Raw genomic sequence first — 24589 nt, 5'->3', positions numbered from 1 at the left:
TCGGGGATGCTCGGCGGGGTGAGGTCCACCCGCGTCCTGCTCCTGGTCACGGCCGTGCTGCTCAGCGGGTGCGGTGGCACCGGGGACCTGCCCGGCGGGCAGGAGGACAAGGGCGCCACCGACGTCCCCGACGGCGCGGCGGCCACGGCACCTCCCCTGCCCGCGCTGCGGGTGGAGACCGTCCTCGACGGGCTGGACCACCCCTGGGACGTCGCGCAGGCCCCCGACGGCACGCTGCTGGTCGACGAGCGCGGCGGCGGCCTCACCGCCGTCCTGCCCGACGGCACCGCCCGCGAGCTCGACGCCGACCTCGGCGACCTCTTCGCCGACGGCGAGACCGGCCTCATGGGGCTGACCCTCGACCCGGCCTTCGCGGACAACCGGCGGCTCTACACCTGCCAGGGCGTCGAGGAGGACGGCGGCGTGGAGATCCAGGTCGTCGCCTGGACCGTGGACCCCGGCTGGACCCGCGCCACCCGCGTGGCCGACCCGCTGGTCGGGGACATCCCGGTCAACGAGCGCTCCGGCCGGCACGGCGGCTGCCGAGTCCGCTTCGCCCCCGACGGCGCGCTGCTCGTGGGCACGGGCGACAACGCCGTCGGCAGCAACCCGCAGGACCGCGGCACCCTGGCCGGCAAGGTGCTCCGCGTCGACGCCGCGACCGGGGGCCCGGCACCGGGCAACCCGTTCGCCGACGATCCCGACCCGGTCACCCGCCTGTTGCTGAGCTACGGGCACCGCAACGTGCAGGGCATCGCCGTCCGCCCCGGCAGTGGGCAGGTCTTCACCGTCGAGCAGGGCACCGACCGCGACGACGAGGTGGACCTGTCGGTGCCGGGCGGCAACTACGGCTACGACCCCGACGGCGCGGACGGCGGGTACGACGAGAGCGTCCCGATGACCGACCTCGACCTGCCCGGCGCCGTCCCGGCCGTCTGGTCCTCGGGCGACCCGACCATCGCCACCTGCGGCGCGGACTTCGTCAGTGGCCCCGGGTGGGGCGGCTACGACGGCGTCCTGCTGGTCGGCGTGCTCAAGGACACCGGGCTCCTGGCCCTGCGCCTGGACGACGCCGGGCAGCTGGTCGAGCAGTTCCGCGTGCCGGAGCTGGAGGGCACCTACGGCCGGATCCGGACGCCGCTGCTCGGCACCGACGGCGCCCTCTACGTGACGACCGACAACGGCGGCGGTGACGATCTCCTCCTGCGGATCAGACCTGTCGGCTGAGCACGCGGTCGGGGACGGGGATCTCCTCGGACAGGAGCGGGCAGGGCTCGGGTTCGCCGACGACCGTGCGCACGGGCAGGACGCCGGCCCACACCGGGGAGGCGAGGTCGGCCTCGTCGTCACCGGGCGGGCCGGTGCGGATCTTCACGCTGGCCTCGGTGAGGTCGAGGGTCAGCAGCGCGGTGGCGGCGAGCTCCTTGCGGTCGGGCTGCCGGGTCGCCGACCACGACCCCGGCGCCAGGTGCTCGGTCAGCACCTCGAAGCCGTGCAGCCGCTCCGCGGAGTCGGTGACCAGCCGCGCGTTCCCGTGGACCACGGCGCAGCGGTAGTTCATCGAGTGGTGGAAGGCCGAGCGGGCGTAGACGACGCCGTCGAGGTGGGTGACGGTGAAGCAGACCGGCGCCCCGGTCGCCGCGGCGCGCAGCGTGGCCGCCCCGGTGGAGCCGTGCAGGTAGAGCGTGTCGCCGTCGCGACCGTAGCCGGTGGGGAGGACGACGGGCGCGTCGCCGAGGACGATGCCGAGGTGGCCGACCAGGCCGGCGTCGAGGACGGCGTAGAGCTCGGCCCGGTCGGTGCGGGCGCGGTCGCCGAGCCGGCGGACGGTGCTGCGCGGGGTCGGGGACAGGGGCGTTCCGGTGCTCACGGGTCCACCCTGCGACACCGACTGGCCTCCTGGAAGGGCCAGTACGCTGCCGATCCAGCAGGCCACTGCCCCTCCGGAGGACCCACGTGGACATGCCCCCGGTCGTCCTCGACCGCGCCGCCGCCCGGCCCCTGGCCGTGCAGCTCGCCGATGCCCTGCGCACCGCGGCCGCGGGCGGGGTCCTGCGGCCCGGGGACCGGCTGCCCTCCACCCGCGAGCTCGCCGCCGCGCTGCGGGTCAGCCGCACGGTGACCGCGGCCGCCTACGACCAGCTCGTCGCCGAGGGCTGGGCGGCCGGACGGCAGGGCGCGGGGACCTTCGTCGTCGGCTCCGCCCCGGCCGGTCCCGCGGCCTCCGCACCCCGCCCGCGGGTGCCGGCGCAGCTCGCGTCGGTGGTCGACCTGCGGGCCGGCTCGCCGTGCCTGGAGGTGCTCGACCGCGCGGCCTGGCGCCGGGCCTGGCGGGCCGCCGGCGACCTGGCCCCCGACACCGGGCCCGAGGCCGTCGCCGACCCGGGGTTCCAGGCCGCGGTCACCGGTCACCTGCTGCGGCACCGCGGGCTGCCGGTCGAGCCGTCGGCGGTGCTCGCCACCGGCGGCACGTCGGCCGCGGTGGCCGAGATCGCCCGGCTGCTCCCGGCGGGCAGCCGGGTCGGCGTCGAGGACCCCGGCTACCAGCGGGCGGCCGGGGCGCTGCGCGCCGCCGGGGTCGAGGTGGTGCCCTGCCCGGTCGACGACGACGGCCTGGTGGTCGACGCCGTCCCGGATGGGCTGGTCGCGGTCTACTGCACGCCGGCGCACCAGTGGCCGCTGGGCCGGCGGATGCCGGCGGCGCGGCGGGTCGCGCTGGTCGCCCGGGCGCGCGCCGAGGGCTGGTGGGTGCTCGAGGACGACTACGACGGCGAGCTGCGCTACGACGTCGCGCCGCTGCCGCTGCTGGCCGCGCTCGGGCCCGACGTCGTCGTGCACCTGGGCACCAGCAGCAAGGTCGTCAGCCCCACGCTGGGCACCGGCTGGCTCGTGGCACCGCCGGAGCTGCGTGCCGACCTCGTGGCCGCCCGGACCGCCACCGGCAACCGGCCCGCCCGCGCGGGGCAGCGGGTGCTCGCGGCGCTGGCCGCCTCGGGGGACCTGGCCCGGCACCTGCGGCGGCTGCGCCGGGAGCTCGCGGAGCGGCGGGAGCTGGTCGTGGCGGAGCTGGCCCGCGCGGGCGTGGCGGTGGGCGGGGACCCCGCCGGGGCGCACGTCCTCGTCCCGCTGCGCGACCGCGCGGCCGAGCAGGCGGTGGTCGCCGTGGCGGCCGGCAGCGGGCTCGCCGTCGACGGGCTCGACCGGCACCGCACCGGCCCCGGACCGCACGACCCGGCCGCCGGCCTGGTGCTCGGCTTCGCCGCCCCGGCCCGCGCCGAGCTCGCCCGCGCCCTGCCGGTGCTCGCCGGGGTGCTGAGCGAGGTGCCGTGAGACGCCGACGGCCCCGCCTCCCGTGGGGGGCGGGGCCGTCGGAGGGACCTCAGGCGGAGACGGTCCAGGTGTCGCTGCCGGCCAGCAGTGCGTCGAGGTCGCCGGCGCCCTCGGTGCGGGCCTCCTCGAGCTGGTCGAGCATCATCCGGTCGTAGGTGGGCTTGCGCACCGACCGGAAGACGCCCATCGGCGTGTAGCGCAGGTCCTGGCTCGACAGCCGCGACAGCGCGAACGCGTAGGACGGGTCCTCCCGGGTCGCGTCGTGCACGACGATCTCGCTCGCGTCGACCTGGTCGGTCTCGGCGATCCGCAGGCCACCGAACTCCCCGCGGACCACGCACGAGGCGCTGTCCGGGCCGAACACCAGCGGCTCGTCGTGGACCAGCGGGATCGTCCACATCGGGCCGGTGGCCGGGTCCTTGAGCAGGTCGAAGGCGCCGTCGTTGAAGATGTTGCAGTTCTGGTAGATCTCCACCAGCGCCGTGCCCTCGTGCTCGGCGGCCTGCCGCAGCACCTCGGTGAGGCCCTTGCGGTCGGAGTCCATGGCCCGGCCCACGAAGGTGGCGTCGGCGCCGATGGCCAGCGACACCGGGTTGAACGGCGCGTCGATCGAGCCCATCGGCGTGGACTTGGTGACCTTGCCGACCTCGGACGTGGGGGAGTACTGACCCTTGGTCAACCCGTAGATCCGGTTGTTGAACAGCAGGATCGTCATGTTGACGTTGCGGCGCAGCGCGTGGATCAGGTGGTTGCCGCCGATCGACAGCGCGTCGCCGTCGCCGGTCACGACCCACACCGACAGGTCCGGCCGCGAGGCGGCCAGGCCGGTGGCGATGGCCGGGGCGCGGCCGTGGATCGAGTGCATCCCGTAGGTGTTCATGTAGTACGGGAAACGCGAGGAGCAGCCGATGCCCGAGACGATGACCATGTCCTCGCGGGCGATCCCGAGCGAGGGCAGGAAGCTCTGGACGGCGTTGAGGATGACGTAGTCACCGCACCCGGGGCACCAGCGCACCTCCTGGTCGGTCTTCATGTCCTTGGCCTTGAGGGCCGTCTGCTTCTCGCCCTGGCTGTCGACCGAGTCGGCGATCGCCTGCTGGATGCGCGCGTCGATCGGCGTCCCCGGCATGCCGAGGTCGTGCACGTGCGGGGAGGTGGTCACTGGGTGCCTCCGGTCGGAGCGGTGGAGTCGATGACGTCCTGGACGACCGCGGCGAGCTCGGCGGCCCGGAAGGGCAGCCCGCGCACCTGGGTGTGGCTCTGGACGTCGACGAGGTACTTCGCGCGCAGGAGCAGCGCGAGCTGCCCCATGTTCATCTCGGGGCACACGACCCGGTCGTAGCGGGCCAGGACCTCACCGAGGTCGGCCGGCATCGGGTTGACGTGCCGCAGGTGGATCTGGGCGACCTCGCGGCCGGAGGTGCGGATCTGCCGGCACGCCGCGCCGATCGGCCCGTAGGTGGACCCCCAGCCGATGACGGCGACCCGCGCGTTCCCCGTGGGGTCGTCGACGTCGGTGGCCGGGATGTCGGCCGCGATGCCGTCGACCTTGGCCTGCCGCAGCCTCGTCATGAGGTCGTGGTTGGCCGGGTCGTAGGAGATGTTGCCGCTCTTGTCGGCCTTCTCCAGCCCGCCGATGCGGTGCTGCATGCCCGAGGTGCCCGGGACGGCCCACGGGCGGGCCAGCGTCTCGGGGTCGCGCAGGTAGGGCAGGAACTCCGGCGTCCCGTCGGCGGCCGCGCCGTTGGGCTCGGTGGCGAACTCCACCCGCAGGTCGGGCAGCTCGTCGACGGCCGGGACGGCCCACGGCTCGGCGCCGTTGGCCAGGTAGCCGTCGGACAGCAGCATGACCGGCGTCCGGTACTTGAGCGCGATCCGGGCCGCCTCGAGTGCGGCGTCGAAGCAGTCGCCGGGGGAGCGGGGCGCGATGACCGGCAGAGGGGCCTCGCCGTTGCGGCCGAACATCGCCTGCAGCAGGTCCGACTGCTCGGTCTTGGTCGGCAGGCCGGTGGAGGGGCCACCGCGCTGCACGTCGACGACGACCAGCGGCAGCTCGGTCATCACCGCGAGGCCCAGCGCCTCGGACTTCAGCGAGACGCCGGGGCCCGACGTCGTCGTGACGCCCAGGGCGCCGCCGAAGGAGGCACCCAGCGCCGCGCCGATGCCGGCGATCTCGTCCTCGGCCTGGAAGGTCCGGACGCCGAAGGCCTTGTGCCGGGACAGCTCGTGGAGGATGTCCGACGCCGGCGTGATCGGGTAGGCGCCGAGGAACACCGGCAGGCCCGAGCGCTGCCCGGCGGCCACCAGCCCGAGGGCGAGGGCCTGGTTGCCGGAGATGTTCCGGTAGCGGCCCGGGGCCATCGGAGCGGGCTTGATCTCGTAGGAGACGGCGAAGGCCTCGGTCGTCTCGCCGTAGTTGTAGCCGGCGCGGAAGGCCGCGATGTTGGCCGCGGCGATCTCGGGCTTGCGGCGGAACTGCCGCTCGAGGAAGCGGACGGTGCCCTCGGTGGGCCGGTGGTACATCCAGCTCAGCAGGCCGAGGGTGAACATGTTCTTGCTCCGCTCGGCCTCCTTCTTGCCGAGCCCGGAGTCCTTGAGCGCCTCCAGCGTCATGCTGGTCAGCCCGACGCTGACCACCTGCCAGCCCTCGAGCGAGCCGTCCTCGAGGGGGTTGGTCGCGTAGCCGACCTTGGCCAGGTTGCGCGGGGTGAACTCGTCGATGTCGACGATGACCAGGCCGCCGCCGGGGAGGTCGGCGAGGTTGGCCTTGAGCGCGGCGGGGTTCATCGCGACCAGCACGTCCGGGGCGTCGCCCGGCGTCATGATGTCGTGGTCGGCGAAGTGCAGCTGGAAGGAGCTGACGCCGGGCAGGGTCCCCGTCGGCGCCCGGATCTCGGCCGGGAAGTTGGGCAGCGTCGACAGGTCGTTGCCGAACGTCGCGGTCTCGCTCGTGAAGCGGTTACCGGTCAGCTGCATGCCGTCGCCGGAGTCACCGGCCAGGCGGATGACGACGCGGTCGAGCTCGACGACGCTCTTGACGAGCCCACCGGGGGCCGAGCTGCCGGGCGTGGTGGACGGTTCGAGAGCAGTCATCGGGCGTGTTACCTCCAACCGCCCAGGTTACGGGGCGGTGTCGCGGCTGGTCACGTGACGAGGGCCACGGACCGGGGCCTGCACGGGGGGACCGTCCGGGTCAACGGACGGCGGCGGGCGCCTCTTCCGGGCCGGTGCCGTCCGTGACCGGCGTCGCATCCGACGCCGGGGAACGGCGGTCGCGGTCGCTCCGTTCTCGGAGGGTGCGGCGATGGGGCAACGGAGTGCGGACCGCGCTCCTGCTGGGCCTGGTGGCCGGCCTCGCCCTCGCCGCCGGTGCGGTGGTCGGCGGCCGCGGCGGGCTGCTCGTGGCCCTCGTCGTCGTGCTCGGCGTCGACGGCTGGGCCTGGTACGCCTCCGACCGGCTGGCGCTGCGCGCGATGCGGGCCTTCCCGGTCACCGAGACGCAGGCGCCCGGTCTGTACGCGATGGTCCGCGAGCTGGCCACGCAGGCCCGCCAGCCGATGCCGCGCCTCTACGTGAGCCCCACCGACCAGCCCAACGCCTTCGCCAGCGGCCGCTCGCCCCGCCGTGCCGCGCTGTGCTGCACCCAGGGGCTGCTCGAGCTGCTCGACCGCCGGGAGCTGCGCGCGGTGCTGGCCCACGAGCTCGCGCACGTGCGCAACCGCGACGTCCTCGTCAGCTGCCTCGCCGGCGCCCTGGCCGCCGCCGTCACCGCCCTCGCCGGGCTGGCCACCTTCGCCACGCTGTTCGGCGGGCGGCCCGACGAGGACCGCGACGGGGCCGGCGTGCTCGGGACGCTCCTGCTGGTCGTGCTCGGACCCCTGGCCGCGGGGATGGTCCACCTGGCGGTCAGCCGCGGCCGCGAGTACGAGGCCGACGCCGACGGCGCCCGGCTGTGCGGCGACCCGCAGGCCCTCGCCGGCGCGCTGCGGCGGATCTCCGCGGGCGCCGCCGCGCGACCGCTGCCCCCGGAGGGCCGGCTGGTGGCCCTCGGCCACCTCATGATCGCCCCGCCGGTGCGTGCCACCGGGCTCGCCGCGCTGTTCGCCACGCACCCGCCCGTGGCCGAGCGGATCGCCCGTCTGGAGCGCATGGTGGCGGAGCCCCGCGCCGACTGACGGACAGATGGCGCTGCGCTGGTGCGCCGACCCGGTCACCCCGTCGGCCGACCACTGTCCGACCCAGCGCGAGGAGCCGGAACGCCTGGGTCGCACGCGGTCAGACCGTCTGCCGGCGGCGCACCCTCTCGTTGATCCAGACGGGCGCGAACGGAGACGTGCAGTCGGGCGGTGTGGGGTGGTCCTTGAGCACCTCGAGGCGCTCGCCGATCTCGATGGCGCGGGCACGGTGCTCGGCGCGCTCGATGCCGATCTGCGCCAGGCAGTGGTTCATCGCCCACTGCAGCCGGTCCGGAGCGTCCCTCATCTCCGCCTCGATGACGTCGAGCAGCGCGTCGAGGTCGAGGATCTCGGGCTGCTTCGCCACGCGTTCGGTGGTCAGCGCCCAGCCGGCACTGGCGATGACGGGATCGGGGTCGGCGGACCAGGCCGCGCGGAGCGCCTCGGCGTGCGGGTTCTTCTTCACGACGTAGTTCACGAGCCAGTCGTGCACCTTCGGTGCGCGCGCCTCGCGCAGCATGACGTCGAGCTCGTCGCGCCCGAACAGCTTCGGGCGGCAGACGAGGATCGCCAGCAGCCTCGCCGCGGTGTCGCCCGTGGCCCAGAGCTGCCGCGCGAGGTCGTGCTGGACCTTCAGCCGCTTGGCGACCGCACGCAGCCTGCCCAGGTTGATCCCGTGGTCGTCACCGTGGCGCTCGTTCACCGCGCGCACGCGCGGGTCCTCGAGCGCGGCCAGCTCGGCCATCACCTCGGCCAGTGGCGTCGAGGCCCCCTCGGCCTCCTGTGCTCCACGTGAGGTCACCGGCGCAGGTTCGCAGACAGGGGAGGCTGCGGACGCGGCCCGCGCTCCTGCGGACTCCCTGCGGACCGAGCCAAACGGGCGGACGTGCGTCGGGTCAGCGGTAGTTGTCGAACTGCAGGGCGACGTCGAGGTCCTGGGCGCGCAGCAGCTGCTGGACGGCCTGCAGGTCGTCGCGCTTCTTGCCGCTCACCCGCAGCTGGTCGCCCTGGATCTGCGCCTGGACGCCCTTGGGGCCCTCGTCGCGGATGATCTTCGCGATCTTCTTGGCCACCTCGGACTCGATGCCCTGCTTGATCCGCGCCGAGAGCTTGTAGGCCTTCCCCGAGGCCTGCGGCTCGTCGGCGTCGAGGGCCTTGAGCGAGATCCCGCGCTTGATCAGCTTGTCCTTGAAGACGTCGAGGGCGGCGGTGACCCGCTCCTCGGTGTCGGCCTGCAGGAGGACGCCGTTCTCGCCGGCCCAGGTGATGCTGGCGTTGGTCCCGCGGAAGTCGAAGCGCTGCGAGAGCTCCTTGCCCGCCTGGTTCAGCGCGTTGTCGATCTCCTGTCGGTCGACCTTGCTCACGACGTCGAAGGACGAGTCGGCCATGTCTGCTCCTCCTCCCGCGCGGGGGTGACCCGCGGCGGGACCCGTCGGGCCGTCGCCGGCCCGTCTTGTACCCTTCTCCCCGTGGCACCACGGCGGGTTGCCCGAGTGGCCAATGGGAGCGGACTGTAAATCCGTCGGCTTAGCCTACGAAGGTTCGAATCCTTCACCCGCCACACCCACGGCAGCGGCCCCCGACCGGCAGGTCGGGGGCCGCTCTGCGTCCGGGGTGCCGACGCCCTCGAGCTGACGCCGGGTGTCAGCCCAGCGTGGGTGCCCGTGCCCCGGCGACGGCGTCGACCTCCAGGGGCCGGCCGCCGAGGAACAGCCAGCCGAAGGCGATCTCCACCGACCGCGAGCAGCGGACCGTCACCTCCGCGCCGTCGGTCTCCGCGCTCCAGGCGTCCAGGGCCGTCGCGCCGTCGGCGAGGTGGTCGGCGACGGCGGCCCGGGCGGTCTCGGTGGTCAGCGGCAGGCTCGCGCCCACGCCGGCGGCGTACACCCGCCCCTCGTCGGTCCGGTTGGCCGCGGCCAGGGCTGCGCCGTCGCACACCGCCTGCAGGTCCTGCTGCTCCAGGAAGGCGTCGGACGCCGCGACGGCGCCGAGGGCCATGGTCGCCGCGACCAGCCAGCAGAGGAGGACGAACGGCAACGCCGAGCCGCGCTCCCGCACCCCCACGTCCGCTCCTCGCACGGCGCGCAGCGTAGGGAGTTGCCGGTGGTCGCGGACCGGCGTCCACAGGATCGGTCGACCCCATCCGTCCCAGTTGTCACCCGTGCCGGTGACGTCGAGCTGATCAAACGCCACGCTGTGTGAGGACATGACGGGTCGTCACCCCATCGTGATCCTGCGTGCTTGCCTCGCCCGGGTGAGGGCAAGAGGGTTCCGGGCGCGGTCCGTACACGAACGACGCTCTGCCCCCGCGCCTGGGTGACAGCCGCAGCTACGAGAGCTGTCCATTCATGCCTGAGGAGGCGTCATGAGCACCACCATGTCCGCGACCCCGTCCGCCCGTGGCAACCGCTGGAGCCGTGGCAACCGCTGGAGCCGCGGTAACCGCTGGAGCCGTGGCAACCGCTGGAGCTGACCTCCGCCCTGCAGTGAACGGAGGCGGCCGCCCGTCCGCGCGGCTGCCTCCGAGGGGTGAGATCGCTCTCAGCTCCGGGTTTCCCGCTGTTAGCCTCTGCCGACGTACGCCCACCGAACAGACAGGGTCCCGTTGGCCGAGCCCCAGGCTCCCGTCGTGGAGCAGTCCGAGTCCTCGGCTGCGCTCGCCGACCGCCCCGGAGCGCGCCTGCAGCAGGTGTGGCTCCCGGTGTCGGCCACCGCGCTCGTGGCCGTGGTCACCAGCGCGCTCGTCCTCCCGTCGGCGTGGGCGTCGGCCTCGCTCGTGACCGTCCTGGCCGTGTTCGTCGCCTTCCTGGTCACCGAGTCGGTCAAGCTCGACCTCGAGGTGCGGCGTCAGACGTTCACCGTCACGCCGATCGAGCTGGTCGTCGTCATCGGCCTGCTCGAGGTCGGCGGACTGTGGACCGCGCTCGCCCGTGGCGCCGCCGTCCTCGTCGTCCTGCTCCGGCAGCACTACGCCTCCCTCAAGACCGTCTTCAACGTCGCGCTGGCCGTCCTCGAGGTGGCCATCACCGTCGCGGTCCTGCAGCTGTTCCCCGCGTCCGACGCCGACTCGCCGCTGACCTGGGCCGCGCTGGTCGTGGCCATCACCGTCGCCGACGTGATCTCGGCGGTCATCGTCGGCGTCATCATCACGCTGACCGACGGCCGGCTGGACCGGCGCTTCTGGATCGGCGCCCTGGTGCCCCAGTTCGTCGTCGGGCCGCTCAGCGTCGCCGCCGGGGTCAGCGCGGTCCTGCTCGCGCGCGCCAACCCGTGGGCGTGGCTGCTCGTCCTCCCGGTCCTCGCGGCGATGGTCGCGGTCTTCCGCCTCTCCGCCTCCGCCCTGCGGGAGCGCCGCACGGTGCAGCAGGTCTACGAGTTCGCCCGGCAGGTCGAGCAGATCCGCCCGGACACCGACGGTCCGCTGCAGATCGTCCAGGCGGTCAAGGAACTGCTCAACGCCGACAAGGTCGCGCTGTGGCTGCCGCCCTACCTCGACGAGCCGCCGCGGCTGGTGGTGGCCGGTGACGGCGGCGTCAGCTGGTACGACGGCCCGGCCGACCCCGAGGACGTCCTGCGCCAGCGGGTGCTGAGGCCCGGCTCGTCCGAGCCGGTCCTGGTGGCCGCCGGGCGGGCGACGCCGGCCGAGGCCGCCGCCCTGGCCCGCCGCGGTGCCGAGGAGGTCCTCGGGGCCCCGGTGGCGACGGCGGCCGGCGAGCCCGGCTACCTGGAGGTGTGCGACCGGCGCAGCGACGTCGTCTCCTTCGCCGGCAGCGACCGCTCCGCGCTGGACTCGATGCTCACGCACGTCAACGCGGCCATCCGCCAGCAGCAGCTGCTGACCCAGATCCGCTACGACGCCGACCACGACCGGCTCACCGGGCTGCCCAACCGGCAGCGGCTGGCCGCCGAGATCGACCAGCTGCTCGGAGCCGACCCGGTCGGCGCGCGCGCCGGCCTGGTGCTCGCGGCGCTGGACAACCACACCGAGATCGTCGACACCCTCGGGCACGCCGCCGCCGACGAGCTGCTCCTCGTCACGGCCGGCCTGCTGCGCGAGCACGCGCCGCCGGACGCCCTCGTCGCCCGCATGGAGGGCGAGCAGTTCGCCGTCCTGCTCCCGGGGCTGTCGCTGCCCGCCACCGACCGCGCCGCCCGCCGCCTGCGTGAGGCCACGTCCACCCGCGCCCGCGTGGCCGGCCTGGACCTGGAGGTCACGCTCACCGTCGGCGTGGCCGCCGCACCGGTCCACGGCACCGACTCGGGCACGCTCATGCAGCGGGCCGACGTCGCACTGCTGGCGGCCGCCTCGGAGAGCGGCGGCGTCGCGAGCTACCACCAGGTGCTCGACCAGCAGAGCCTGCGGCGCCTGCAGCTGGGCACCGAGCTCGAGCAGGCCATGGCCGACGGCCACATCAGCGTCGTCTTCCAGCCGATCATCGACGCGCGGACCTCTGACATGGTGTCGGTGGAGACCCTCGTCCGCTGGGCGCACCCGCGCTTCGGGGCGATCCCGCCGGACGACTTCATCCACCTCGCCGAGCAGATCGGTCGCATCGGCCCGCTGACCGACCACGTGCTCGACCTGGCGCTGGCACGCTGCCGGCGGTGGCTGGACCAGGACATCGCCCTGTCGGTCGCGGTGAACCTCTCGGCGCGCTGCCTGGCCGAGCCGGACCTCGTCGAGCGCGTGCAGCGGGCGCTGCGCCGCCACGGCGTCCCCGGGGAGCTGCTCATCCTCGAGCTCACCGAGGGCAGCGTCGTCGACGACTCCGTGCGCTCCAGCAACGTCCTGACCGACCTGCACGCCCTGGGTCTGCGGCTGTCGATGGACGACTTCGGCACCGGTTACTCGTCGCTGTCGCAGCTGCGCCAGTTGCCGATCGACGAGGTCAAGATCGACAAGTCCTTCGTGCTGGGGATGTCCACCAGCCAGGGCGAGTCCTTCATCGCCCGCTCGATCATCGAGCTGGCGCACAACCTCGGTCTGCGCGTCGTGGCCGAGGGCGTGGAGGACGAGCTGACCCGCAAGCTGCTCACCGAGATGGGCTGCGACAAGCTCCAGGGCTTCCTGGTCAGCCGGCCGCTCGCCGACGAGGTGCTGGAGAAGTGGATCCTCGCGCGCACCGGCGTCCGCTCGGCCGCTCCGGGCGCCCAGCACCGCCGGCTGTTCGTCCGCGCCTGAGGGAGGACCCCCCGCTGAGGGGGCCGGAGGAGGTCGGGTATAGTTCTCGACGGCTCTTCGAGCACGCCCCTTTAGCTCAGTCGGCAGAGCGTCTCCATGGTAAGGAGAAGGTCTACGGTTCGATTCCGTAAAGGGGCTCCGACCAGCCGGTCCAGTCGCGAGACCGGGCCGTGCGGTCATCCGGCGGTGTAGCTCAGCCTGGTAGAGCAAGCGGCTCATAATCGCTGTGTCACCGGTTCAAGTCCGGTCACCGCTACTCCAGACGGACCCCGGGCGACCGGGGTCCGTCGCCGTGTCGGCACCCGCCGCCACGGTCTCCCGGCCACCTGGCCGGCCCGACAAGGCGAGGAGCCTCCATGGCAGCCACCGACGTCCGTCCGAAGATCACCCTGGCCTGCCAGGAGTGCAAGAGCCGGAACTACATCACGCGCAAGAACCGGCGCAACGACCCCGACCGGCTCGAGATCAAGAAGTACTGCCCCCGCGACCGCAAGCACACGGTCCACCGCGAGACCCGCTGACGCCGGTCCGCACGGAGCGAGGGAGGGCGGGAGTGGCGCTGGACGCAGGACTGGTCGGGCGCAGCTACCCGCCCTCCGCCGTCTACGAGGTCGGGCGGGAGAAGATCGTCGAGTTCGCCACTGCGGTCGGTGCGGCCGACCCGGTGCACACCGACCCCGAGGCCGCGCGGGCGCTGGGTCACCCCGACGTCCTCGCGCCGCCCACCTTCGCGATCGTGGTGACCCTCGGCGCGGCCGACGTCGTGCTCGCCGATCCCGACGTCGCCCTCGACTACAGCCGCGTGGTCCACGGCGAGCAGCGCTTCACCCACCACCGGCCCATCCGCGCCGGTGACCGGCTGGTGAGCACGACCACCATCGAGACGGTCCGCAGCATCGGCGGCAACGACCTGCTCACGACGCGGGTCGACGTCGCCACCGAGGACGGCTCGGCCGTCTGCACCGCCACCTCGATGCTCGTGGCCCGGGGGACGGCGTGAGCGCCCGCCTGCGGGCCGCCGACGTCGCCGTCGGCACCGAGCTGCCCGAGCAGACCCACCGCGTCACGCGCGCGGACCTCGTCCGCTACGCCGGCGCCTCCGGCGACCTCAACCCCATCCACTGGAGCGACCGGGTGGCCACCTCCGTGGGCCTGCCCGGCGTCATCGCCCACGGGATGCTCACGATGGGCCTGGCCGCCCGGACCGTCACCGACTGGGCCGGCGACCCCGGCGCCGTCGTCGAGTACCAGGTGCGCTTCGGCCGCCCGGTCGTCGTCCCCGACGACGACACCGGCGCGGAGGTGACCGTCCGCGGGAAGGTCGGCGCCGTCCTCGACGGCGGCCGCGTGCGGGTCGACCTCACGGTCACCAGCGGCGGCGAGAAGGTCCTGTCGCTCGCCCGCGCCACCGTCGCACTGGCATGACCGCGCGGCGGACCCTCCCGGCCGCCGCCGCGGCGCTGCTCCTGCTGGCCGGGTGCGGCACCTCCTTCACCGAGACGCTGGCCGCGGACGACACCCCGTCGGCCACCCCCTCGTCCGCACCCCCGGAGGACGACGGCGACGGGGGCGGCGACGACGACCGGGCCTGCCCGGCCGAGCGTGCCGAGCCCGACCCCGACCGGCCCGTCGTCGACCTGGACTTCCGGCTCTCCGACGACCTGCGGACCGTGACCGGCACCGAGACCGTCGTCTTCACGCCCGACGTGGACACCGACGAGATGGTGTTCCGGCTGGTGCCCAACAGCCCCGGCGCCACCGAGCTGGGCAACCGGATCACCGTCGACGACGTCCGCGGCGACGACGTCGACCAGGGCGGCTACGAGGAGGCCGGCGCGGACGGCCCGGGCGGGCTCTACGTCCTGCAACTCGACGGCGAGCTCCGGGCGGGCGAGTCCACCGAGGTCGAGCTGGACTTCACCGTCTCCCTCGGCGGCAGCGGCTTCGAGCGGCTCGGCACCGCCGACGACGTGTCCTGGTGGGCCAGCGGCTTCCCGCTGCTGGCGTGGGAGCCCGGCGTCGGCTGGGCGCGCGACCCCTTCGTCGGCATCCTCGGCGAGACCGCGAGCAGCCCGGTCGCCGACACCACGATCAGCGTCTCGGCACCCGAGGAGCTCACCGTCCTGATGACCGGCGCGCAGGACGATCCCTCCGACCCCGACGACGGCCGGCGCACCTGGACCTCGCGCGAGCCGGTGGCCCGCGACGTCAGCGTGGCCGCCGGGGAGTTCCGCACCGCCACCCTCACCTCGCCCGGCGGGATCGAGATCACCACCGGGGTGCTGCCCGGGGCCGACACCGGACCCGGTGAACTCGCCGACTGGGCCAGCGAGGACGTCACGGAGCTCGCCGACCGGTTCGGCGCCTTCCCCTACGGCACGCTCACCGTGCCGCTGCTGCCCGACGCCGGCGGCGGCATCGAGTACCCGAGCTCGATCCTGCTCGCCGGCGCCGACAGGTCCGTCCTCGAGCACGAGGTCGCGCACATGTGGTTCTACGGGATGGTCGGCGACTCGCAGTTCCGCGACCCGTGGCTGGACGAGGCGTTCGCGACCTACGCCGAGCGCGTCGACGGCGAGGTCCCGCAGGAGGCCCTCGACCAGGTCCTGGCCGCACCCGGCGACGTCGGCGCGGCGATGGACGAGTTCCCGGGCACCGACGAGTACTTCCAGGCCGTCTACGAGAAGGGCGGCGCCGCGCTCCTCGCCGCCCGGCAGGCCGCCGGCCCCGCGCCGTTCGACGCGGCGCTGCGCTGCTACGTGCAGGTCAACGCCTGGTCGATCGCCACACCGGCGGACCTGGCGGCGGCGCTGGCCGACCTCCCGGCCGCCACCGAGGTCCTGGTGGCGGCCGGTGCCCTCGACTCCGACGACCTGCCCGGCTAGCCGAGCAGACGCTGCAGCCGGCTGACGCCCTCCACCAGGTCGTCGTCGCCGAGGGCGTAGGACATCCGCACGTAGCCCGGCGTCCCGAACGCCTCACCGGGGACGACGGCGACCTCCGCCTCCTCCAGCAGCAGCTCGGCGAGCTCGGCGCTGGTGGACGCGGTGCGCCCGTTGATCGGCCGGCCGAGCAGGCCCTTGACCGACGGGTAGACGTAGAACGCGCCCTGCGGCTCCGGGCAGGTGACGCCGGGGATCTCGCGCAGCATCGACACGATCGTCTTGCGGCGCCGGTCGAACGCCGTGCGCATCTCGTCCACCGCCGACAGGTCGCCGGTCAGCGCGGCCACCGCGGCGGCCTGGGACACGTTGGCGACGTTCGACGTCGCGTGCGACTGCAGGTTGGTGGCGGCCTTGACGAGGTCGGCGGGCCCCGCGATCCAGCCGACCCGCCAGCCGGTCATCGCGTAGGTCTTGGCCACCCCGTTGACGACGACGCAGCGGTCGACGAGCTCGGGCACCACCACCGGCATCGACGGCGCGGTCGCCCCGCCGTAGGTCAGGTGCTCGTAGATCTCGTCGGTGAGCACCCACAGACCCGCCTCCAGGGCCCACCGCCCAATGGCCTCGACCTGCTCGGGCGGGTACACCGCGCCGGTCGGGTTGGACGGCGACACGAACAGCAGCACCTTGGTCCGCTCGGTGCGGGCCGCCTCGAGCTGCTCGACGGAGACGAGGTAGTCGCTGTCCTCGTCGGCGACCACGGGCACTGGTACGCCACCGGCCAGCCGGATCGCCTCGGGGTAGGTGGTCCAGTAGGGCGCGGGCACCAGGACCTCGTCGCCCGGGTCGAGCATCGTGGCGAAGGCCTCGTACACGGCCTGCTTGCCGCCGTTGGTGACCAGCACCTGAGCGGGGGTCAGCGCCAGGCCCGAGTCGCGGGCGGTCTTGGCGACGATCGCCTCCTTGAGCACCGGCAGCCCGCCGGCCGGGGTGTAGCGGTGCATGGCCGGCTGGCGGCAGGCGACGACGGCCGCCTCGACGACGTAGTCCGGCGTCGGGAAGTCCGGTTCGCCGGCGCCGAAGCCGATGACCGGCTTGCCCGCGGCCTTGAGCGCCTTGGCCTTCGCGTCGACCGCGAGCGTCGCGGACTCGGCGATCGACCCGATGCGCCGCGAGACGCGGCGCTGGGCGGGGGAGAGGGCAGCGGGCTCCGACGGGGAGACGGCGGTCATGCGCCCATCCTGCCGGAGGACGCCGCGGACGGGCCCGCCAGTTCCGGCGTCGTCGTCGGCCGGACCGCCGGTGGGCACCGCAGCTCCCGCCCGGAGGAGTGGCAAGCCGGGAGCGCGGTCACGGACGGGTCCGGCGGTCCCGTACACTGGCAACCCTGGGGCGATCGACCCCCGCCACCGGCGTGCCCCGGAACCTCCCGGGCACCGCGCCGGACCGGCGGGTCCGGCCGCCCCGGGGCGCTCGGGGCCACCGCACACGTGGCACCGGTCCCGGGCACTAGGGGTGTAGCTCAACTGGCAGAGCAGCGGTCTCCAAAACCGCAGGCTGCAGGTTCAAGTCCTGTCACCCCTGCCCGTGCCGCCGGCCCGCGCCGGCGCGCAGCACGACCCGGCACCGACCGTGCACCGGCACCCCGGACACGGCCGCCGGCCGGAGAGCACGACACCAGACGGCCCGACAGCAGCGGCCACCACCACGACGCGAGCGAGGCGCAGTGAGCGACAAGCCGGGCCCGGGGGAGGACCCCCGCTCCGCCTCGGACGCCGAGCTGACCGACGAGCAGCTCGACCGCGAGGCCCCGGGCGTCGAGGACGCCGCCGAGCTGGAGGCCGCCGAGGACGAGGTCGCCGCGGAGGCCGAGGCCGACGAGGACAAGGTCGTCAGCGCCCCGGCCCGCCGCCGCGGTGGCCGGATCACCGCCGGCGACGACGAGGACGACGAGGACGTCGCCCCGCGCACCCGCCGCGCTGCCCGCGAGCGCACCGCTGGTAGCCGGCCCGCCGGCCGCGAGGGCGCCGGCACCCGGTCGCGCGCCGCCGCGCAGCGGGCCCGGTCCGAGGAGGTCCGCCGCCGCCGGAGCCTGCGCCGCTTCCTCCGCGAGGTCGTGGCCGAGCTCCGCAAGGTCATCTGGCCCGGCCGCCGCGAGCTCATCACCTACACGACCGTGGTCATCCTCTTCGTGGCGTTCATGGTGGCGCTCGTCGCGGGCCTCGACGTCCTCTTCGCGCAGGGCGTGCTCGCCGTCTTCGGCTGACCGCCACCCCGCGCCTGAACGCACCCGACAAGGAAGAGATCCCCGTGACCGACCCCCGCGAGCCCCTCGACACCGACAGCGACGTCCCGGCCATCGACCTCGACGACGAGCGCGCGGACGTCCGCGGCAGCGTCGACCTCGAGACCGGTGCCGGTGAGCCCGGCTCGGCCGAGGGCTCGATCGACACCACCGACCAGGACACCGCCACCGGCGTGGCCGACGTGACCCCGGTCGTGGAGAGCGGTGGCCGCGACAGCCTGGTCGGCGACCCGCTGGCCGCGCCCGCCCCCGACCACGACCCGATCGTGACCGAGGCGCTGGCCGAGGCCGAGGAGGAGGACCTCGACCCCCGGGAGACCCTCAAGCGCACGCTGCGCACCCAGTTCGGCGACTGGTACGTCATCCACTCCTACGCGGGCTACGAGAACAAGGTGAAGACCAACCTCGAGTCCCGGATCCAGTCGCTGGACATGGAGGACTACATCTTCCAGATCGAGGTGCCCACCGAGGAGGTCACCGAGATCAAGAACGGCAAGCGCACGCAGGTCAACCGGAAGAAGCTGCCCGGCTACCTGCTCGTCCGGATGGACCTCAACGACGAGTCCTGGGGCGCGGTCCGCAACACCCCCGGCGTCACCGGCTTCGTCGGTGCCACCTCCCGGCCTTCGCCGCTCTCGATCGACGAGGTCGTGAACCTGCTGGTCCCCGACGCCCCGCCCCAGGCGGCCCGGGCGGCCGAGGCCGCCTCGCCGGCCGCGGCGGCCGCGCCGACGACGCTGGTCGACTTCGAGATCGGCGAGTCGGTCACCGTCATGGACGGCCCGTTCGCCACCCTCCCGGCGACCATCAACGAGATCAACGCCGAGCAGCAGAAGCTGCAGGTGCTGGTCTCGATCTTCGGCCGCGAGACGCCGGTCGAGCTCTCGTTCACGCAGGTCGCCAAGATCTGAACGAGGACCTCGTCGCCTCCCACCGCTCGTAGAGTGGGAGCGGGAACCTGCGACGCGGTCGTTCCATCCCGTCACGAAGAAGGAAGTCATGCCCCCCAGGAAGCGGTTGACCGCGGTCATCAAGCTCCAGATCAAGGCCGGTGCGGCCACCCCCGCGCCGCCCGTCGGTCCGGCGCTCGGCCAGCACGGCGTCAACATCATGGAGTTCTGCAAGGCGTACAACGCGGCGACCGAGTCGCAGCGCGGCGACGTCGTGCCCGTCGAGATCTCGGTGTTCGAGGACCGCTCGTTCACCTTCGTCACGAAGACGCCGCCGGCCGCGCGCATGCTGCTCAAGGCCGCCGGGGTCGAGAAGGGCTCCGGCGAGCCGCACAAGACCAAGGTCGCCACCGTCACCCGCGACCAGGTCCGCGAGATCGCGCAGACCAAGATGCCCGACCTCAACGCCAACTCCCTCGACGAGGCCGAGCGCATCATCGCCGGCACCGCCCGCTCGATGGGCATCACCGTCCAGGGCTGACGGAAGCCGCCGGTCACCGGCGGCGTTGCACGACCGCGGGCTCGTCCGAGCCCGGAGCAGCTGTGGGAGGGCCGCGCCAGGCCCGCACACCACGAGATCCCCGAGCGTCCCGCCCGGGGGAGAGGACACCACCATGGCGAAGCACGGCAAGAAGTACCGCGAGGCCGCGGCCAAGGTCGACCGCGACAACCTCTACAGCCCGCTGCAGGCGGCCGGGCTGGCGAAGGAGACCTCGCCGACCACCTACGACGCGACCGTCGAGGTCGCCATCCGGCTCGGCGTCGACCCGCGCAAGGCCGACCAGATGGTCCGCGGCACGGTCAACCTGCCCCACGGCACCGGCAAGACCGCCCGCGTCATCGTCTTCGCGACCGGTGACAAGGCCGCCGAGGCCGAGGCCGCCGGGGCCGACGTCGTCGGCTCGGACGACCTGATCGAGCGCATCCAGGGCGGCTTCCTGGACTTCGACGCCGCGGTCGCGACCCCCGACCAGATGGCCAAGGTCGGTCGCGTCGCCCGCATCCTCGGGCCCCGCGGCCTGATGCCGAACCCGAAGACCGGCACCGTGACCCCCGACGTCACCAAGGCCGTCAGCGACATCAAGGGCGGCAAGGTCAACTTCCGCACCGACAAGCAGGCCAACCTGCACCTGGTGATCGGCAAGACGTCCTTCGACGAGACGCGCCTGGTGGAGAACTACGCCGCCGCCCTCGACGAGGTGCTGCGCGCCAAGCCGGCCGCCGCCAAGGGCCGGTACCTGCGGAAGGTCACCATCTCCACGACCATGGGCCCGGGCATCCCGGTCGACCCGAACCGCACCCGCAACCTGACGGTGGACGAGCCCACCGCCTGACGAAGGACCTCGTCCTCCCCACCCCTCGCATGCTCGGGGCGGGACCCGGGACGAGGCCGTTCCAGTACGTCACCAGGAGGCCCCGTCGCGCACCTCGCGCGGCGGGGCCTCCGTCGTCCCCGGCACCGCCCGCCGCCTCTCCCGCGCGGTCGCGTATGCTGATGGGCGTTCCCCCCACGACCGCTGGTCGTCGCACGTCCGCGTGCGATCGAAGGCCCCGGAACCCCGGGCGGCCCGCGCAGGAGGACGGTTCGATCGACGTGGCACCTCGTGCCGCTTCCCTCGCCCCGTGCGCCTGCGCCGGGGCGTTCGTCGTCTCCGGGCCCCGTGATCGCCCGCTCTCGTACGGCGCACGAGTGGTCGCCCGTCAGACGAGAGGAGGCCCATGCCCACGCAGGCGAAGGCCGCGGTGATCGACGAGATCACCGAGCGGTTCCAGAAGTCCAGCGCGGCCGTGCTCACCGAGTACCGCGGGCTGACCGTGACGCAGCTGACCCAGCTGCGTCGTTCCCTCGGTGCGGGCAGCAGCTACGCCGTCGTCAAGAACACCCTGACGAAGCGGGCGGCGGACTCGGTCGGGCACTCCGACCTGGCCCCGCTGCTCAACGGCCCGACCGCGATCGCCTTCATCGAGGGCGACGTCGTCGAGGCCGCCAAGGCCATCCGTGACTTCGCGCGCGCCAACCCGCTGCTCGTCGTCAAGGGCGGCGTCGTCGAGGGCCGCACCGTCAGCCCCGCCGAGGTCACCGCCCTCGCCGACGTCGAGCCGCGCGAGGTGCTGCTGGCCAAGCTGGCCGGCGCGATGAAGGGCAACCTCACCAAGGCCGCCGGGCTGTTCCAGGCCCCGCTGTCGCAGGTCGCCCGCCTGGCCGCCGCGCTGCAGGAGAAGAAGCCCGCCGAGGGCGACGCTCCGGCCGCCGACACCGCCGACACCGCTGCTGCCGACACCCCCACCGACACCGCTGACGCCGCGGACGCCGCGGCCAGCACCGACTGACCCCAGAAGGAGAGATCATGGCCAAGCTGTCCACCACGGAGCTGCTCGACGCGTTCAAGGAGATGACGCTGCTCGAGCTGTCCGACTTCGTGAAGCAGTTCGAGGAGACCTTCGAGGTCACCGCTGCCGCCCCCGTCGCCGTCGCGGCTGCCGCGCCGGCCGGTGGTGGCGACGGCGGCGCCCCCGCCGCCGAGGAGCAGGACGAGTTCGACGTCATCCTCGAGGCTGCCGGCGACAAGAAGATCCAGGTCATCAAGGAGGTGCGCGGCCTGACCTCGCTCGGCCTCAAGGAGGCCAAGGACCTGGTCGACGGCGCGCCGAAGCCGGTCCTGGAGAAGGTCGCCAAGGACGCCGCCGAGAAGGCCAAGGCCGCTCTCGAGGGCGCCGGCGCCACCGTCACCGTCAAGTGACACCGTCCCCGGCGTAGGCCGGGGACCAGCACCACCTGAGCACGCCACAGGGGCCGCTCTCCTCCGGGGGAGCGGCCCCTGCCGCTTCCGGGTGACGTGACAGCGAGCCGTGTCACGTCCGCGGCGTGACGCACGTAACCTCCCCCGGGCGCCCTCGTTACCCATGAGTAGTCGGGACCGGGCGCGCTCGGTGCGGCCGGCGACGGAGCCGGGGGACGAGGAGGTCGACAGTGGGCGTCGCGGTCCAGGTCGAGGGGCTGACCAAGTCCTTCGGCAGCCAGAACATCTGGAGCGACGTCACGCTCACCCTGCCGCCCGGCGAGATCTCCGTGCTGCTCGGCCCGTCCGGGACCGGCAAGTCGGTCTTCCTCAAGTCGCTGGTGGGACTGCTCAAGCCCGAGCGCGGCTCGATCGTCATCAGCGACACCGACATCGTCCGGTGCGGCGAGCAGCGGCTCTACGAGGTCCGCAAGCTCTTCGGCGTCCTGTTCCAGGACGGCGCGCTGTTCGGCTCGATGAACCTCTTCGACAACATCGCCTTCCCGCTGCGCGAGCACACCAGGAAGGGCGAGTCCGAGGTCCGCCGCATCGTCCTCGAGAAGATGGACATGGTCGGCCTGCAGGGCGCCGAGGGGAAGCTGCCCGGCGAGATCTCCGGCGGCATGCGCAAGCGCGCCGGCCTGGCCCGCGCGCTGGTGCTCGACCCCGAGATCATCCTGTTCGACGAGCCGGACTCCGGCCTGGACCCGGTCCGCGTCGCCTACCTCAACCAGCTGATCGTCGACCTCAACGCGCAGATCGACGCCACCTTCCTCATCGTCACGCACGACATCGGCACCGCCCGCACCGTGCCGGACAACCTCGGCCTGCTCTACCGCAAGCACCTGGCGATGTTCGGGCCTCGCGAGCAGCTGCTCACCTCCCAGGAGCCGGTCGTCCAGCAGTTCCTCAACGGCCGCCGCGAGGGCCCGATCGGGATGAGCGAGGAGAAGGACGTCGCGCAGGTCGAGGCCGAGATGGCCGCCCTGCAGGCGCGCGGCGGCGACCGGCACAACGGCGTCGGGCCCAAGGGCGCCGTCGGCGGCGACGCCGTCCCCCCTCAGCTGGACCCCTCCCCGGGCCTGCCCGAGCGGCGCGCCCAGCGGCGCCGGCAGGAGCGCGTGGCCCGCATGCTGCACGACTTCGACCCGGCCACCGCCGACGCGATCCGGGCCTCGCTCCCGGCGGACCTGCTCGCCCAGGTCGACGCCGGCGTCTTCGCCCCGACGGTGGGCGCGCACGGCCGCCACTGGGATCCCACGCAGGCCGTCGGGGTCCTGCCCGGTCCCCGGGACGGCCGGTGACGGGGCCGGAGGCGCCGGGTCTGCTCGACGGTCCGCTCTCCCCGGCCCGGCCGCTGCGCGCCAGCGGCACGCTGTTCGCCTTCGCGCTCGACACCTTCCGGGCCCTGCCCAGGCGGCCGTTCCAGCTGCGCGAGTTCGTCCAGCAGACCTGGTTCGTCGCCAGCGTCACCATCCTGCCGACGGCGCTGGTCGCCATCCCCTTCGGCGCGGTCATCGCCCTGCAGCTGGGATCGCTGACCCGCCAGCTCGGGGCGCAGTCCTTCACCGGGTCGGCCTCGGTGCTCGCCGTCCTCCGGGAGGCCAGCCCGATCGTCACCGCGCTGCTCATCGCCGGTGCGGGCGGCTCGGCCATCTGCGCCGACCTCGGCGCCCGCAAGATCCGCGACGAGATCGACGCCATGGAGGTGCTCGGGATCAACCCGATCCAGCGCCTCGTCGTCCCGCGGGTGCTGGCCGCGATGCTGGTGGCCACGCTGCTCAACGGCCTGGTCAGCGTGGTCGGCGTCGCCGGTGGCTACTTCTTCAACGTCGTCCTGCAGGGCGGCACCCCGGGTGCCTACCTGGCCTCGTTCGGCGCGCTGGCGCAGGTCGAGGACTTCTGGTCCGGGGAGATCAAGGCGCTGGTGTTCGGGCTGATCGCCGGGATCGTCGCGTCCTACAAGGGCCTGCGGGCCGGCGGTGGCCCCAAGGGCGTCGGGGACGCGGTGAACCAGTCGGTGGTCATCACCTTCCTGCTGCTGTTCGCGGTCAACTTCGTGATGACGGCGATCTACTTCCAGCTCGTCCCGCCGAAGGGGCAGTGACCGATGGCGCTGCTCTCCCCGGTCGACCGGGTCCGCGTCGGCGCGCGCCGCCTGGTCCGCCGCCTCTACGGCCGGCCGATGGACACCCTCGAGGACCTCGGCGACCAGCTGTCCTTCTACGGCCGCGCCCTGGCCTGGACGCCGCGCACGCTGCGCCGCTACAAGCGGGAGACCCTCCGGCTGCTCGCCGAGGTCACCTTCGGCACCGGCGCGCTGGCCGTCATCGGCGGCACCGTCGGCGTCATCGCGTTCCTGTCCTTCTTCACCGGCACCGAGGTCGGCCTGCAGGGCTACGCGGCCCTCGACCAGCTCGGCACCTCGGCGTTCACCGGCTTCCTCTCGGCGTACTTCAACACCCGCGAGATCGCGCCGCTGGTCGCTGGGCTGGCGCTGTCGGCCACCGTCGGCTGCGGCTTCACCGCGCAGATCGGCGCCATGCGGATCAACGAGGAGATCGACGCCCTCGAGGTCATGGGCGTGCCCTCGCTGCCGTTCCTGGTGACCACCCGCATCGTCGCCGGCTTCGTCGCGGTCGTGCCGCTCTACGTCATCGGCCTGCTGAGCAGCTACTTCGCCACCCGGACCATCACCACCGAGGCCTACGCCCAGTCGGCCGGCACCTACGACCACTACTTCACCCTCTTCCTGCCGCCGCAGGACGTGCTGTGGTCCTTCGTCAAGGTGCTCGTCTTCGCCGTCGTGATCATCCTGAGCCACTGCTACTACGGCTACCGGGCCAGCGGCGGCCCCGCCGGGGTCGGCCTCGCCGTGGGCCGGGCGGTGCGCTTCTCGATCGTGGCGGTCATGGTCATCGACCTGTTCCTCTCGCTGGCCATCTGGGGTTCGACGACGACCGTCCGGATCGCGGGGTGAGC

Annotated in this window: 24 protein-coding genes and 4 tRNA genes; 21 read left to right on the top strand and 7 right to left on the bottom strand. The window is 73.5% G+C overall.

Annotated elements, in window-relative coordinates; genetic code table 11:
* The first annotated feature begins 18 nt into the window (after positions 1 to 18).
* Positions 19 to 1227, top strand: coding sequence for a PQQ-dependent sugar dehydrogenase (locus FN207_RS01265; RefSeq protein ID WP_246065665.1), 1209 nt, complete (start codon positions 19 to 21; stop codon positions 1225 to 1227).
* Here FN207_RS01265 and FN207_RS01260 read toward each other — a convergent pair.
* On the bottom strand, positions 1211 to 1870 hold the full coding sequence (locus tag FN207_RS01260; RefSeq protein WP_142456561.1) for a pyridoxamine 5'-phosphate oxidase family protein: 660 nt from the start codon (positions 1868 to 1870) through the stop codon (positions 1211 to 1213). The two genes, FN207_RS01265 and FN207_RS01260, sit on opposite strands and share 17 nt — an antisense overlap.
* Positions 1871 to 1962: 92 nt before the next feature.
* On the opposite strand from FN207_RS01260, the gene pdxR reads away from it, so the two are divergent.
* Positions 1963 to 3330: a MocR-like pyridoxine biosynthesis transcription factor PdxR gene (gene pdxR / locus FN207_RS01255; protein WP_142457184.1), complete on the top strand. Its 1368-nt coding sequence runs from the start codon at positions 1963 to 1965 to the stop codon at positions 3328 to 3330.
* Between the two features lie 49 nt (positions 3331 to 3379).
* Here pdxR and FN207_RS01250 read toward each other — a convergent pair whose 3' ends face one another.
* Complete coding sequence (locus FN207_RS01250; protein ID WP_185938096.1) at positions 3380 to 4492, bottom strand: 2-oxoacid:ferredoxin oxidoreductase subunit beta; 1113 nt, start codon at positions 4490 to 4492, stop codon at positions 3380 to 3382.
* Positions 4489 to 6423, bottom strand: a complete 1935-nt coding sequence (locus FN207_RS01245) for a 2-oxoacid:acceptor oxidoreductase subunit alpha (RefSeq protein ID WP_142456560.1) — start codon at positions 6421 to 6423, stop codon at positions 4489 to 4491. Before FN207_RS01245 ends, FN207_RS01250 begins: the two co-directional genes overlap by 4 nt.
* A 224-nt stretch (positions 6424 to 6647) precedes the next feature.
* On the opposite strand from FN207_RS01245, the gene FN207_RS01240 reads away from it, so the two are divergent.
* Positions 6648 to 7505 carry a M48 family metalloprotease gene (locus FN207_RS01240; RefSeq protein ID WP_246065664.1) on the top strand — a complete coding sequence of 286 codons (858 nt, stop codon included), beginning with the start codon at positions 6648 to 6650 and terminating at the stop codon, positions 7503 to 7505.
* Between the two features lie 100 nt (positions 7506 to 7605).
* Here the strand turns inward: FN207_RS01240 and FN207_RS01235 are convergent, their stop codons facing one another.
* A complete protein-coding gene (locus FN207_RS01235) occupies positions 7606 to 8307 on the bottom strand; it encodes a DNA alkylation repair protein (protein WP_246065662.1) in 702 nt (233 codons plus the stop codon).
* Between the two features lie 94 nt (positions 8308 to 8401).
* Positions 8402 to 8893 (bottom strand): YajQ family cyclic di-GMP-binding protein, encoded by a 492-nt coding sequence (locus FN207_RS01230; protein WP_110905752.1) that lies wholly within the window; start codon positions 8891 to 8893, stop codon positions 8402 to 8404.
* 91 nt (positions 8894 to 8984) lie between these two features.
* Here FN207_RS01230 and FN207_RS01225 point away from each other — a divergent pair.
* A tRNA-Tyr gene (locus tag FN207_RS01225) sits at positions 8985 to 9066 on the top strand.
* Positions 9067 to 9149: 83 nt separating this feature from the next.
* Here FN207_RS01225 and FN207_RS01220 read toward each other — a convergent pair.
* Positions 9150 to 9584 carry a pilus assembly protein TadG-related protein gene (locus tag FN207_RS01220; RefSeq protein ID WP_246065661.1) on the bottom strand — a complete coding sequence of 145 codons (435 nt, stop codon included), beginning with the start codon at positions 9582 to 9584 and terminating at the stop codon, positions 9150 to 9152.
* Positions 9585 to 10134: 550 nt separating this feature from the next.
* Between FN207_RS01220 and FN207_RS01215 the strand changes: the two genes are divergently transcribed.
* From FN207_RS01215 to FN207_RS01185, 7 genes are all read left to right on the top strand, one after another.
* Complete coding sequence (locus FN207_RS01215) at positions 10135 to 12687, top strand: putative bifunctional diguanylate cyclase/phosphodiesterase (protein ID WP_246065660.1); 2553 nt, start codon at positions 10135 to 10137, stop codon at positions 12685 to 12687.
* Positions 12688 to 12752: 65 nt separating this feature from the next.
* Positions 12753 to 12825, top strand: a tRNA-Thr gene (locus tag FN207_RS01210).
* Positions 12826 to 12869: 44 nt separating this feature from the next.
* A tRNA-Met gene (locus tag FN207_RS01205) sits at positions 12870 to 12943 on the top strand.
* Positions 12944 to 13043: 100 nt separating this feature from the next.
* On the top strand, positions 13044 to 13208 hold the full coding sequence (gene rpmG, locus FN207_RS01200) for a 50S ribosomal protein L33 (RefSeq protein ID WP_110005290.1): 165 nt from the start codon (positions 13044 to 13046) through the stop codon (positions 13206 to 13208).
* Positions 13209 to 13240: 32 nt separating this feature from the next.
* Positions 13241 to 13687, top strand: coding sequence for an FAS1-like dehydratase domain-containing protein (locus FN207_RS01195; protein WP_142456557.1), 447 nt, complete (start codon positions 13241 to 13243; stop codon positions 13685 to 13687).
* Entirely contained in the window at positions 13684 to 14112 is a 429-nt protein-coding gene (locus tag FN207_RS01190; protein ID WP_142456556.1) for a MaoC family dehydratase, read from the top strand. The genes FN207_RS01195 and FN207_RS01190 overlap by 4 nt, the downstream gene beginning before the upstream one ends.
* Positions 14109 to 15572, top strand: coding sequence for a M1 family aminopeptidase (locus FN207_RS01185; RefSeq protein ID WP_142456555.1), 1464 nt, complete (start codon positions 14109 to 14111; stop codon positions 15570 to 15572). Before FN207_RS01190 ends, FN207_RS01185 begins: the two co-directional genes overlap by 4 nt.
* On the opposite strand, the gene FN207_RS01180 is transcribed toward FN207_RS01185, so the two are convergent.
* The gene (locus FN207_RS01180) at positions 15569 to 16804 is read right to left on the bottom strand and encodes a pyridoxal phosphate-dependent aminotransferase (protein ID WP_142456554.1); all 1236 of its coding nucleotides are present in this window, start codon (positions 16802 to 16804) and stop codon (positions 15569 to 15571) included. The two genes, FN207_RS01185 and FN207_RS01180, sit on opposite strands and share 4 nt — an antisense overlap.
* A gap of 279 nt (positions 16805 to 17083) precedes the next feature.
* Between FN207_RS01180 and FN207_RS01175 the strand changes: the two genes are divergently transcribed.
* From FN207_RS01175 to FN207_RS01130, 10 genes are all read left to right on the top strand, one after another.
* Positions 17084 to 17156: transfer RNA gene (locus FN207_RS01175), tRNA-Trp, on the top strand.
* A gap of 142 nt (positions 17157 to 17298) precedes the next feature.
* Complete coding sequence (gene secE, locus FN207_RS01170) at positions 17299 to 17838, top strand: preprotein translocase subunit SecE (protein WP_142456553.1); 540 nt, start codon at positions 17299 to 17301, stop codon at positions 17836 to 17838.
* A gap of 44 nt (positions 17839 to 17882) precedes the next feature.
* Positions 17883 to 18788 (top strand): transcription termination/antitermination protein NusG, encoded by a 906-nt coding sequence (gene nusG, locus FN207_RS01165; protein ID WP_142456552.1) that lies wholly within the window; start codon positions 17883 to 17885, stop codon positions 18786 to 18788.
* Positions 18789 to 18876: 88 nt separating this feature from the next.
* A complete protein-coding gene (gene rplK, locus FN207_RS01160; protein ID WP_093578212.1) occupies positions 18877 to 19308 on the top strand; it encodes a 50S ribosomal protein L11 in 432 nt (143 codons plus the stop codon).
* Between the two features lie 133 nt (positions 19309 to 19441).
* Positions 19442 to 20161, top strand: a complete 720-nt coding sequence (gene rplA / locus FN207_RS01155) for a 50S ribosomal protein L1 (RefSeq protein ID WP_142456551.1) — start codon at positions 19442 to 19444, stop codon at positions 20159 to 20161.
* 385 nt (positions 20162 to 20546) lie between these two features.
* On the top strand, positions 20547 to 21158 hold the full coding sequence (gene rplJ / locus FN207_RS01150) for a 50S ribosomal protein L10 (protein WP_142456550.1): 612 nt from the start codon (positions 20547 to 20549) through the stop codon (positions 21156 to 21158).
* Positions 21159 to 21175: 17 nt separating this feature from the next.
* Positions 21176 to 21568: a 50S ribosomal protein L7/L12 gene (gene rplL, locus FN207_RS01145; protein WP_093578209.1), complete on the top strand. Its 393-nt coding sequence runs from the start codon at positions 21176 to 21178 to the stop codon at positions 21566 to 21568.
* Between the two features lie 230 nt (positions 21569 to 21798).
* On the top strand, positions 21799 to 22911 hold the full coding sequence (locus FN207_RS01140) for an ABC transporter ATP-binding protein (protein WP_142456549.1): 1113 nt from the start codon (positions 21799 to 21801) through the stop codon (positions 22909 to 22911).
* Positions 22908 to 23714 carry an MlaE family ABC transporter permease gene (locus FN207_RS01135; protein WP_246065659.1) on the top strand — a complete coding sequence of 269 codons (807 nt, stop codon included), beginning with the start codon at positions 22908 to 22910 and terminating at the stop codon, positions 23712 to 23714. The genes FN207_RS01140 and FN207_RS01135 overlap by 4 nt, the downstream gene beginning before the upstream one ends.
* 3 nt (positions 23715 to 23717) lie before the next feature.
* Positions 23718 to 24587: an MlaE family ABC transporter permease gene (locus FN207_RS01130; RefSeq protein WP_246065658.1), complete on the top strand. Its 870-nt coding sequence runs from the start codon at positions 23718 to 23720 to the stop codon at positions 24585 to 24587.
* Positions 24588 to 24589 lie beyond the last annotated feature (2 nt).

This window comes from Geodermatophilus aquaeductus (genome assembly GCF_900182545.1).
GTDB lineage: Bacteria > Actinomycetota > Actinomycetes > Mycobacteriales > Geodermatophilaceae > Geodermatophilus > Geodermatophilus aquaeductus.
This window is presented reverse-complemented; position numbering and strand designations above follow the sequence as displayed.